The 11,971-nt window shown below is 54.3% G+C and carries 11 protein-coding genes; 10 read left to right on the plus strand and 1 reads right to left on the minus strand.

What is annotated here, in order from left to right:
- Nucleotides 1–85: 85 nt before the first annotated feature.
- The 10 genes from ACVL1J_RS02720 (at nucleotide 86) to ACVL1J_RS02765 (ending at nucleotide 11,567) form a co-directional block, all read left to right on the plus strand.
- Nucleotides 86–790, plus strand: a complete 705-nt coding sequence (locus ACVL1J_RS02720) for a heavy metal response regulator transcription factor (RefSeq protein WP_159569230.1) — start codon at nucleotides 86–88, stop codon at nucleotides 788–790.
- 32 nt (nucleotides 791–822) lie between these two features.
- Entirely contained in the window at nucleotides 823–2,133 is a 1,311-nt protein-coding gene (locus tag ACVL1J_RS02725) for an ATP-binding protein (protein WP_236550822.1), read from the plus strand.
- 47 nt (nucleotides 2,134–2,180) lie between these two features.
- The gene (locus tag ACVL1J_RS02730; protein WP_159569228.1) at nucleotides 2,181–2,477 is read left to right on the plus strand and encodes a hypothetical protein; all 297 of its coding nucleotides are present in this window, start codon (nucleotides 2,181–2,183) and stop codon (nucleotides 2,475–2,477) included.
- 92 nt (nucleotides 2,478–2,569) lie between these two features.
- Entirely contained in the window at nucleotides 2,570–3,895 is a 1,326-nt protein-coding gene (locus tag ACVL1J_RS02735) for a TolC family protein (RefSeq protein WP_491665092.1), read from the plus strand.
- Nucleotides 3,892–5,484, plus strand: coding sequence for an efflux RND transporter periplasmic adaptor subunit (locus ACVL1J_RS02740; protein ID WP_159569226.1), 1,593 nt, complete (start codon nucleotides 3,892–3,894; stop codon nucleotides 5,482–5,484). The genes ACVL1J_RS02735 and ACVL1J_RS02740 overlap by 4 nt, the downstream gene beginning before the upstream one ends.
- On the plus strand, nucleotides 5,481–8,615 hold the full coding sequence (locus ACVL1J_RS02745; protein WP_341237331.1) for an efflux RND transporter permease subunit: 3,135 nt from the start codon (nucleotides 5,481–5,483) through the stop codon (nucleotides 8,613–8,615). The genes ACVL1J_RS02740 and ACVL1J_RS02745 overlap by 4 nt, the downstream gene beginning before the upstream one ends.
- Before the next feature lie 100 nt (nucleotides 8,616–8,715).
- Complete coding sequence (locus ACVL1J_RS02750; protein WP_341237332.1) at nucleotides 8,716–9,231, plus strand: hypothetical protein; 516 nt, start codon at nucleotides 8,716–8,718, stop codon at nucleotides 9,229–9,231.
- A 91-nt stretch (nucleotides 9,232–9,322) separates the two neighbouring features.
- On the plus strand, nucleotides 9,323–9,586 hold the full coding sequence (locus ACVL1J_RS02755; protein WP_491665093.1) for a PepSY domain-containing protein: 264 nt from the start codon (nucleotides 9,323–9,325) through the stop codon (nucleotides 9,584–9,586).
- 5 nt (nucleotides 9,587–9,591) lie between these two features.
- Nucleotides 9,592–10,260: a response regulator transcription factor gene (locus ACVL1J_RS02760; protein WP_394673157.1), complete on the plus strand. Its 669-nt coding sequence runs from the start codon at nucleotides 9,592–9,594 to the stop codon at nucleotides 10,258–10,260.
- On the plus strand, nucleotides 10,257–11,567 hold the full coding sequence (locus ACVL1J_RS02765) for an ATP-binding protein (RefSeq protein ID WP_341237334.1): 1,311 nt from the start codon (nucleotides 10,257–10,259) through the stop codon (nucleotides 11,565–11,567). The genes ACVL1J_RS02760 and ACVL1J_RS02765 overlap by 4 nt, the downstream gene beginning before the upstream one ends.
- Here ACVL1J_RS02765 and ACVL1J_RS02770 read toward each other — a convergent pair.
- Nucleotides 11,564–11,908 (minus strand): PepSY domain-containing protein, encoded by a 345-nt coding sequence (locus ACVL1J_RS02770; protein ID WP_341237335.1) that lies wholly within the window; start codon nucleotides 11,906–11,908, stop codon nucleotides 11,564–11,566. The genes ACVL1J_RS02765 and ACVL1J_RS02770 overlap by 4 nt on opposite strands.
- Nucleotides 11,909–11,971 lie beyond the last annotated feature (63 nt).

Consider the following 11,971-nt stretch of genomic DNA (forward strand, 5'->3'; position numbering starts at 1 on the left):
CACATTACAAATTTGTAATTTTAAAAAGTACTTGTGCCTTCTATACTTCAAGGCATGTTTGTTCACGCACAGCGACGTTGCGCCCATGAAAATTTTGGTAATTGAAGACGAGAAGAAGTTGGCCAGTTACCTTCAAAAGGGGCTGAACTCCGAAGGCTTTGTGGTGGATGTAGCCCACAACGGTATTGATGGTTTGCACCTGGCCACTGAAGGCCATTACGAACTCATCATTCTCGATGGCATGTTGCCCGACCTGGACGGACTGGGCGTGCTGGCCGCATTGCGCCAAACCATGAACATCCCGGTGCTCATGCTCACGGCCCGTTCCATGGTCGAAGACCGGGTCAAAGGCCTGCAGGCGGGTGCCGACGATTACCTGACCAAACCTTTTGCATTTTCAGAATTGGTGGCCCGCGTGCATGCACTGGCACGCCGTGCCCAGGGGCAGCAGCAAAATGCCACCGTTGACAGCAGCCATTTGGGTCTTGCTGACCTGGAGCTGGATGCTGTCAAGCGGCAGGCCAAACGCGCTGGGCAAGACCTGCGCTTGACCGCGAAAGAGTTCAGCTTGTTGTGGCTGCTGTTGCGCAGAAAGGGCGAGGTGTTGTCACGCACCGAATTGGCTGAGCTGGTGTGGGACATGCACTTTGACAGTGAAACGAATGTTGTGGATGTGGCCGTGCGCCGTTTGCGCAGCAAAATGGACGAGCCCTTTAATTTGCCCCTTCTGCACACTGTGCGTGGCATGGGCTATGTGCTGGAGTTGCGCGCTGGGGAGAGCCAGCCATGAGGCGCTCAATAGCCAGGCGATCTTCTTTTCAAATGTCGATCCTCAGTATTGTGGGTGTTGGATTGATCGCTGTGTTTGGCTATCACTGTGTGTGGATGTGGCAAGAAGTGCGACACCAGGAAACGCTTGAACGTGCCGCAAATGCGGTGGAGCAGGTGCTGGCCCGCAACAGTGAATTGATGCCCACAGAAATGTGGGGCCGTGTAGACGAACTGCTGCTGAACCTGGGCAATGTGCGCGCCAAAGTGCACGGCGAAAATGATCAGGTGTTGTACGGGCCACAGGTGTTGCTAAGCAAGGTCAAGCACAAAAAAACTTACATGCATTCTTTGGTGGGCTTGGGCGGCACTATGCCAATGCGCGATCTTGAGCTGGCCATGGATGTGTCAGAGGACAAAAAATTCCTGAACTTTATTGGTGCCGTGTTTGCGGTGGCGGCAGTGGTTTGGGGCTTGTTCATTATGCTGCTAAGCGGCACTTTGGCGCGCTTTGAATTAAAGCCATTGAATAAATTCGGGCGCAAAATCGCCAGTTTTGATCCGTCGGATCTGACTGCACGAATCAAGACCGAGCATGAACCCGAAGAGCTGTACCCGGTCATTGAGCAGTTCAATAAATTAATCGGAAAAGTAGGGCAATACCACGACCAACTGCGTTCATTCAATTCCAATGTGGCGCATGAATTGAACACGCCGCTTTCCAGCCTTACCGTTAGCCATGAATTGCTGCTGCGTGAAAAAAATCCCGATCCCGAGCATTTGAAGGAGGCACTGCACAGCCACCTCGAAGAGCTGCAGCGCATGAACCGCATCATTCAAAGCATGTTGTTTTTGTCGCATGCCAGCCAGGGCCAGTACAACGATTTTCGGGTAGTGGCCAAGCTCAGTGAACCTGTCATGACTGTGATGGATTACATGGAGGCCATGCTGGAAGAAAAAAATCTGCAATTTGAATTGCACGGTGATGCGTCTGCTCGGGTTGATTCTGAATTGATCAAGCGGGCGCTGTCCAACCTGGTGTCCAATGCCATTCGCTATGCCGAGGAGGGCAGCACCATTCACATTCACATTGACAACAGCACTGTGGCGGGCCAGGTTCTTTTCACAGTGAGCAACAAGGGTGTGTGTATTCCCGCAGCCAGCGTGCCGCATTTGTTCGAACCCTTTTACCGGGTGGATCAATCGCGCAATGAAAGTGGCCACAACCACGGTTTGGGCTTGGCCATTGTGGCCGCAATCGCCCGTTTGCATGGGGGCGAACCTTTTGCGCAGTGCGATGGCGACTGGGTACGCATCGGGTTTTCATTGAAGAAGGGCGACTCATCATCGCTTGCAGAGGCATAAATGGGCTGTGTTACACTTTATCTACTGCAGTTTGTTGATTTCATCCAATGATGCGTCGAATTGGTGTTCATGTGTTGTTGCTGTGTGCGCTCATGTTTCAAAGCATGGCCCACGCAATGCCGTGTTGCGCCGAAATGCAAGACACGCAGCACGCCATGGATTCAGCGGTTCACCTTGACGAGGGCTGTTTCGCGGGTTCTCCCTTGTGTTGTGCCGTGCCCTCTTTGCCGTATGTAGCGGCAGTCATCTCGCCCCAAAGCCCCTCACCAGTGTATGCCACTGTAGAGCAGGTGCTTCAAATTTCCTTTCAGCAAAGCTCTCCCGAACGCCCGCCCCGGGCCTGATCACACCAATTTGAGTTAAGCGTTGGGCTGACCCTGGTCAGCCTGATTGTGTGTTCGTTTCTCATGGCTGATACGCCATGCAGGAGAAGCCCATGCAGGGTAAACATGTCATTTTGAGAATTGCGCTGATTGGTTTTGCGCTGTTTGTGTTGTTGAATTTTGGCGGGGTGCATGCCGAGCAACAGTACACGCTTGAGCAAGCACTGGCTGCCCCTGAAACGCGCCATTCGACCGGGCCGCTCAGCCTGAGCCTTGCGCTTGAGCTTGCTGAACAGCGTTCAGAATCGGTACGCGCCCAAAAGGCTGCTGCGCAGGCTGCGCAAAGCGAGGCTGTGGCCGCGGGCGAGTTGCCCGACCCCATGCTGAATCTGGAGGTGAGCAACATTCCAGCCAACGGGCCTGATCAGTTCAGCCTGGCCGCAGACTTTATGACCATGCGGGGGGTGGGTATTTCTCAAACCTTCACCCGGCAAGACAAACGCAAAGCCCAGGCCAATGTGTTTTCAAAAAATGCCGAGGTTGCGCAAGCCAGCGAGCTATTGGCTTTGAGTCAATTGCGCACCGGCACGGCGCAGGCGTATCTGGACCGGGTGTACCTGCAACAAATGCTTGAATTGCTGCGAAGCCAGCACACCGAATTGCAACTGCAAATTGATGCGGCCGATGCGCTGTTCCGCGCTGGCAAAGCGCCACAAACCGATGTATTCACAGCACGCACCGAACTCGGCTTGCTGAACTTGCGAGTTCAAGACACCCAGGCCATGTTGGACAATGCGCAGGCCGATTTGCACCGTTGGGTTGGCGATGCAGCAGGCAATGAGTTGAGCAGCGATGTTGATTTGAAGCGCTCCAGCCTGGGTGAAGTGGATTTGGCTGAAAGCCTGAACAAACACCCGGAACTCATCGCCCTGCAAAAAGCAGAAGATGCAGCGCTGGCCAATGCCGAAGTCAAACTGCAGGAAAAATCAGCAGATTGGACTTTGTCGGTCATGTACGCAGGCCGTGGTCCGGAGTTTTCTGAAATGCTCACACTGGGTGCCTCCCGGCCCCTGTTTGTTGATCAAACTTCAAGGCAAGACCAGGCGGTGGCCGCTGCCAATTCCATGGCGGCCAAAGCGCGTTCAGAGCGAGTCGAGTTGTACCGCAGCCACCTGGCACAAACCAAGCGCTGGCAACAAACCTGGCAAAGCAATTTGAAGCGGCTGAGCGACTTTGATCAAAGCCTGATCCCCTTGACCCAACAACGCACGCAAGCCGCGCTAGACGCCTATCGCGGCAACACCGGCACCCTGAGCGAGGTGTTGGCGGCGCGCCGCATGGAACTGGACATGCGCATTGAAAAACTTCGTATTCAAATGGACACAGCCCGGCTTTGGGCGCAACTGGAATACCTGATTCCCGAAGAGGTACAACAATGAAAAAGACGCATATCGCGATCGGCGTGTTCGCAGTGGCGGCGCTGGCTGGTGGGGGTTATGGCTTGTGGGCACTGGGCATGAGCCAAGGCATGGAAATGATGTCGGCACCCATTGGTGCTCCTGCCGGGGCCGGTGGCAACGGGCAAGATCCGTCCACCTGGAATATTCCCCAGGGCGAGGCAGCCACCCGTAGACACATGGAAAACGGGATCAAGGCGGGTGATGTCGATCCTGAAACAGGCTTGACTGTGCAGTATTACCACGACCCCATGGTGCCGGGCCGCAAATTCGATTCACCGGGTAAAAGCCCTTTCATGGACATGATGCTGGTACCCGCCTACTCGGGTGCCGATACTGCTGACACCAGCAGTATCAAAGTCAGCCCGCGTATTCAGCAAAACTTGGGTATACGCACTGCGGTGGTGGGCATGGGCATGCTGGCACCGGAAATTACTGCCAGCGGTGCCGTGCAGTGGAATGAACGTGACCGGGTGGTGGTGCAGTCCCGTGCCATGGGTTATGTGGAAAAACTCAATGTGACTGCCACGCTTGATCCGGTGAAGCAGGGGCAAACTTTGCTGACCGTGTACGTGCCCGACTGGATTGCGGCACAAGAGGAATTTTTGTCCTTGCGAAAAATGAAGGGCGATAACTTGCAGCCATTGGTAGATGCAGCCCGCCAACGCATGTTGCAAGTGGGTATGAGCACAGCGCAAATACGGCAGGTGGAACAAAGCGGGCAAGTTCAGCCGCGCGTCGCCATTGCGGCACCCCGTAGCGGCGTGGTCACGGAGTTGATGGTGCGTGAGGGTATGACCGTGCAACCGGGAACCACCTTGATGGAGATCAATGGACTTTCCACGGTGTGGGTGCAGGCCGAAGTGCCTGAAAGCCAGGCCAGTTACGTGCAGCCTGGTGTCACTGTGAATGCAATCGCGCAAGCCATGCCAGGGCAGGTGTTTGAAGGCCAGGTGCAAACAGTGTTGCCACAAGTGAATGCCAATTCACGCACGGTACTGGCTCGCCTGGTGCTGAAGAATCCGGGTAACAAGTTGCTGCCCGGCATGTTTGTACAAACCCGGTTCATGGACACCAGCAGGCCGCAATCCCTGATCGTGCCCTCCGAGGCTGTCATTCAGACCGGTCGCCGTGCTGTGGTGATGCTGGCCGGTGAGGATGGCCGCTTCTCGCCGGTTGAAATTAAGACAGGCATTGAGTTTGGTGGACAAACCGAGGTGCTCGCAGGCCTGGAGGCGGGTCAGGAAGTGGTGCTGTCTGGCCAGTTCCTGATTGATTCTGAAGCCAGCTTGCGTGGGCTTGAAGCGCGCTTGAATGAGCCGGGCGAATCTGCAAAATACACCACCTCGGCCGTGGTCGAGGCCTTGCACGATGATTCGGTCACGGTCACCCACGCGCCCATTCCAAGCCTTGGCTGGCCGGAAATGACGATGGACTTCATGCTGCCTGCGCCCGATCAACTGCCGCGTGAAAGCCTGAAAGTGGGTGACCGGATCAACATGGAGTTTCAGCTACAGGAGGATGATCTTCCCTTGATGTTGGGCGTCAGCCCCAGTGGAGGTCAACGATGATTGCGATGCTGATTCGCTGGTCGATCGCCAATCGACTGCTGGTGCTGATCGCCACGGTAATGATCAGTGCCTGGGGCGTGGTGTCGGTGTACAAAACGCCGCTGGATGCCCTGCCCGATTTGTCCGATGTTCAAGTGATTGTGCGCACCAGTTTTCCGGGGCAGGCGCCGCAAATTGTTGAGAACCAGGTGACCTACCCGCTCACCACCACCATGCTGTCGGTGCCAGGTGCAAAAGACGTGCGTGGTTTTTCCTTTTTCGGTGACAGTTTTGTCTACATTATTTTTGAAGATGGTGTGGATTTGTACTGGGCCCGCTCGCGGGTGCTGGAGTACCTGAATCAGGCCCAAAACCAGCTGCCGGCTTCGGCAAAAAGCGTATTGGGTCCCGATGCCACAGGCGTGGGCTGGATTTATCAATACGCCCTGCGCGACACCACGGGCAACATGGATGTGTCGCAACTGCGGGCTTTGCAAGACTGGTTTTTGCGTTATGAATTGAAAACGGTCGAGAACGTGGCCGAGGTGGCCTCGGTGGGCGGCTTTGTGAAGCAGTACCAGGTTGAACTGGATCCGCAAAAGCTGGCGGGCTATGGCATCACCCTGGATCAGGTGATCCAGGCGATTAATGATGGCAATCAGGAAGCGGGTGGATCGGTCATTGAACTGGGCGAAGCCGAGTACATGGTGCGGGCCACGGGGTATCTGGAGAATCTGGAGGATTTCCGGTCTGTACCGTTAAAGGCCAGCCTCGCCGGTATTCCGGTGCAGCTCGGCGATGTGGCCCGCATACAGATTGGTCCCGAAATACGCCGAGGCATTGGTGAACTGAACGGCAATGGAGAGTCGGTGGGCGGCATTGTCGTTATGCGGTCTGGAAAAAATGCCTTGCAAACCATTGATGCAGTGAAGGCCAAGCTTGAAAGCCTGAAAGCCGGTTTGCCGCAAGGCGTAGAGGTGGTGGCGGTGTACGACCGGTCCACACTGATCAACAATGCAATCGACAACCTCAGCTTTAAATTGCTTGAGGAATTCATTGTGGTGGCGCTGGTGTGCTTTGTGTTTTTGTTGCACTTCAGGTCCGCTTTCGTGGCGATTGTTTCCCTGCCGTTGGGTGTGTTGATTTCATTCATCGTGATGCAGCAGCAAGGGGTGAATGCAAATGTGATGTCCCTGGGGGGTATTGCCATTGCCATTGGGGCCATGGTGGATGCTGCACTGGTCATGATTGAAAATGCACACAAGCATCTTGAACAGTGGGCACACGACAATCCGGGTCAGGAACTGGCGGGTGCCGAGCGCTGGCGCGTGATTGGTGATGCTGCCGTGGAGGTAGGGCCCGCCCTGTTTTCTTCCCTGTTGGTCATCACGCTCAGCTTTATTCCGGTGTTCACGCTGGAAGCACAAGAGGGGCGTTTGTTCTCGCCCCTGGCGTACACCAAAACCTATGCCATGGCGGCTTCCGCCGGTTTGGCGGTTACGCTGATCCCCGTGTTGATGGGCTATCTGATTCGCGGAAAAATCCCCTCGGAAAATTCAAATCCAATTAACCGTGCCTTGATCGCGGCCTATCGGCCCGCCTTGGATGCTGTGTTGAAGTTTCCCAAAACCACCGTGCTTGTGGCGCTGGTGTTGCTGGGCATCAGCTTTTATCCGCTCACCAAGCTGGGCACTGAATTCATGCCCCCGCTAGACGAAGGCGATTTGCTGTACATGCCCACGGCCTTACCCGGCTTGTCGGTGGGCAAGGCGGCTGAATTGCTGCAGCAAACGGATCGCTTGATCAAAACCCTGCCGGAAGTTGAAAGTGTGTATGGCAAGGCGGGGCGCGCGGAAACAGCCACAGACCCCGCGCCTTTGGAAATGTTTGAAACAACCATTCAATTCAAGCCCAAAGACGAATGGCGTGAGGGCATGACCGCCGACAAACTGGTCGATGAGCTGGACCAAATTGTCCGGGTACCGGGTTTGACGAATATTTGGGTGCCACCCATTCGCAACCGGATCGACATGTTGGCCACCGGTATAAAAAGCCCGGTGGGTGTCAAGGTGACGGGCCCTGACTTAAACACCATCAATCAAATCTCGGTGAAGGTCGAGAAGGCGGTGAAGAACATTGAAGGCGTGAGCAGCGCATTTGCTGAGCGACTCACGGGTGGGCGCTACATTGATGTTGATATTAATCGAGACAAAGCCGCACGTTACGGCATGAATATCTCCGATATTCAGTCGATTATTTCAAGTGCGGTGGGCGGCATGAACATTGGCGAAACCGTCGAGGGGCTGGAGCGTTTTCCAATCAATGTACGTTACCCGCGTGAACTGCGTGATTCACTCACCCGACTTCGCGCCTTGCCCGTATACACCGACACGGGTCAGCGCATTGTGCTGTCAGATGTAGCAACCATTCAGATCACCGATGGCCCACCCATGTTGCGTAGTGAAAACTCGCGCCTGGCCGGGTATGTGTACATCGATATTCGTGGGCGAGATTTGCGTTCTGCGGTGCTGGACATGCAGCAGGTGGTGGCTGAACAGGTCAATTTGCCCGCAGGCTATTCCATTTCATGGTCGGGTCAGTTCGAGTATCTGGAACGCGCAACCGAGAAATTAAAGTTGGTGGTGCCGTTCACCTTGCTGATCATTTTTGTCTTGCTGTACATGACTTTCAAGCAAGTGGATGAGGCTTTGCTGATCATGGCCACCCTGCCCTTCGCGCTAATTGGCGGCGCATGGTTGCTGTGGTTACTTGATTTCAACTTGTCAGTGGCAGGTGCCGTGGGCTTCATTGCCTTGGCCGGTGTGGCGGCCGAGTTCGGCATCATCATGCTGCTGTATCTGAATCAAAGCTGGGCCAACCGGGTAAAGCGTGGAGTCATCGAGGAGGATGATTTGCTCGATGCAATTCGTGAAGGGGCCGTGTTGCGCGTTCGGCCCAAAGCCATGACGGTATTGACCATTCTGGCGGGTCTGATACCCATTATGTGGGGTACGGGTACAGGAAGTGAGGTTATGCAACGCATTGCCGCACCCATGGTAGGTGGTATGGTCAGTGCACCCCTGTTGTCGATGTTCGTGATTCCTGCCGTGTTTCTGCTGATTCGGCGTGGACAAACCCGAAAATCTGGCTGAATTGGGTGGGTGCTGTGTAAACCCAGACCGACCTGTGACGTTGAGAAAGGTGCAGCTTTAATGCCAACACCCCAACTTCACTCATAGAAGGTCACCAGCCATGTTTAACCAACGCAGCAGGTCGCGCTCCCTGTCGTTCGATTCACACCGACGACAGGGTTCATTTCTGGGCAAAGCCAGTAAATTTCTTTTTGTGTTGTTCGGCCTGATGGTCGCCACCGCACTCACCTTGTTCGGTGTGTCCTCCTGTCAGGAAAAAGCGGCAGCGCAACAAGTGTTGTCGTATGCATCGAAAAACAACTGTGAGTTTCGCTTTGAAGGCGTGGGCCACACCCTGATCGAAAACCATTGTGGCAACAATGCCGGTGTGTATTTCATGACACCGCAGGGGTTGCACACCGCTCCGTTGATTGATCCTGAAGTGAGCGAACTGGTGAACAAACACGGTTGCGAAGCACCCAACCAGTGCGTATTCAATCTTGAAATGAAACCGCGCGCGATCAGCGGTCAGTTTGACTACACCATTAACGGTCAACAGGGTTTTTACAGTTTTGAATGGCCACGGGACGAACAACCCCGCCTGGTTGAAAGCAGCAGTACACCCAACAAATCCTGAGTCACCGTATTTTTTAAGCTTTAATTCAGGTGAATCGGTTAAATTACGAGTCACCATGAAAGCTCGTGCCTACTTATTGATCATTGCCATCTTGTTGCTCGCCGTTCCTGCTGCGCATGCGGACGACGATCGACGCATTCGCCGACTGCAGCGCAGCGGCGAGATCCTCTCGCTGGAAACAATATTTGCGGCCGCCCGATCGGTCAAGCCTGGGCGGATCGTGGATGTTGATCTGGACAAAGAGGATGGCCGCTATATCTATGAAATAGAAGTGCTGGATGCGGGCGGCCGTGTGTGGGAAATGGAATTCGATGCCCGCACAGGCAGCTTACTGAAACTGAAACAGGACGACTAGTCACCATGCGACTTTTGTTGGTAGAAGACGACCCTGTATTGGGCGCCCAGTTGCACAAGCTGTTGGGCAAGGCTGGTTACGCGGCAGACTGGGTTCAAGATGGTGTCGAAGCTGAAATTCAAGGTCGTCTTGAACCCTACGATTTGGTGATTCTCGATTTGGGCCTGCCCGGTAAGTCAGGCCTGGAGGTGTTAAAGAACTGGCGCACAGACCATTTGAAATTACCCGTGATTGTGTTGACGGCACGGGGCACCTGGCAGGAAAAGGTCGAAGGCTTTAATGCCGGTGCAGACGATTATGTGCCCAAGCCTTTTCAGCCCGAGGAACTCTTGGCTCGTATTGGCGCAGTGCTCAAGCGTGCAGTGGGCAATGCGCCTGAGTCACTGAAAGCCAAGGGCCTGCTGCTCGACGAAACGTTGCAAACCGTCCAGGTGAACGATGACTCACCCCAACAACTCACCGCCACCGAGTTCCGTTTGCTGCGTTACTTCATGCTGCATCCAGGTCAGCCCTTGAGCAAAACCCGTTTGACTGACCACGTGTATGAATACGACACTGACAAAGACAGCAATGTGATGGAGGTGTATGTGAACAGGTTGCGCAAGAAAATCGGGCCACAGTGGATTCAAACCCGAAAAGGTCAGGGCTATGTGTTTGGCGAATCCATCGAATGAATTCACTGCGCAATCGTTTGTCGTTTGGTTTGATTCTCAGTTTGCTTGTGCTGCTGCTGGCGCAATGGTGGTTGTCATCCAGAGCGATTGAGAACTTGCTGCAGGCCCAATTGCAGGATCAGCTTCAACAAGACAGCGAAACTTTGCTGGCGGGGGTCGAGCTTGATACCGCTGGCGTACTCAGCATGAACAGCGACCGTTTGGTGCCTGCTTATCAGCAGCCCTATTCGGGTGTGTATTATGCCCTGCAATACAAGCAGGACATTCGTTATTCCCGTTCGCTGTGGGACGCCGCATTCGTCATGCCCACCGCTTCTGGCAGCAACGCCACCATTACACGCCAGCCCGGGCCCGACGGGCAACAATTGTTGGTGCATGCGCGCCTGTACCAAAAGGACGATCAACTCTTCACGATTGCGATTGCACGCGACATCACCACATTGCAAAACAACCTGTTGCAGTATCAGCTGGCCAATGCCGGTTTCTCCGCCCTGTTCCTGTTGGCCTTGGTGTTGATTCAACGCTGGATTGTCATTGGTACATTGAAGCCGTTGAACACGGTACAGGCCGCTTTGGCCCGCTTGCAGCAAGGTGAAATCGCTCAACTGGAATTCAAGGGGCCCGATGAAATCAAACCACTGGTTGATGAACTCAACCGATTATTGATCGCCATTGATCAGCGTTTGAAACGCTCGCGCGAAGGCATGGGCAATTTGGCGCATGCCTTGAAAACACGGCTTGCACGGCTTTCGCAGCTCAGCGCAGACACCGATCAACGCGGTTTTTCCACTGAAGTACAGGCCTTGACTCAAGAAGTTGCACGTTTGATTGACCGGGAAACCGCGCGTGTTCGCGTGGTGGGTGATTTGCGACCAGGTCAACGTGTGGATCTGCACGAAATTCTCAGCGCCTTGGTCAACAGCTGCAAAGCCTTATATCGCGACAAGGCAATTCAATTCACCTTGCAGGTGCCCATGAACACCCGCCTGTTGGGCGATCGCGAAGACCTCTTCGAGCTGTTTGGTAATTTAATCGACAACGCATCGAAATGGGCAAGTTCACAGGTCAGCATTTCACTGCAGGGCAGCACACTGATTGTTGCCGACGATGGACCGGGTTGCTCTCCCGAGAATCTGAATGCGTTAACACAACGCGGTTTTCGTGCCGATGAAAACACACCGGGCAGCGGCTTGGGTTTGGCGATTGCGCAAGACATTGCGAGTACCTATGGTGCAACACTCGAGTTTAAAAATGGCAACACCGGGCTGCACGTGTGGGTCACCTTCAAGCCCGGTGCGCTGGTTTAAAACCACGCTTTGTCTACCTTCAGTACTTTGCCGGTTTTTGCGTCAATGTCGACTTCCACTTCACGGCCATCGGCATTGGCCACTTCAACTTCCCATTTCCAGCCCTTCGCGTAGTCACGGTCGTCTAGCTCCAGTTCTGTCACTACACCGGGGGCTTGCTTCAATGCAATTTCACGGGCTTGCTCTGCATTGATCAAGCCGAAGGCTTGAACAATTTCGCTGTCTCGTGCTGTGTTTGATCGATCGTCATCCGCTTGCGAAATCTTGGGGAAAGCCATCAGCGTGGCAGTCAGCAAAATCAAGGCAAGGGCTGACAATGTGGGGGTGGGGCGTCGCATCATTTTGTTTCTCCTGTGTGGGTTCAATGTGTTCCCAGTGTAGAAAAGCAAGATGAATTGAAGCTG

This window comes from Limnobacter sp. G6BE5S, assembly GCF_058448965.1.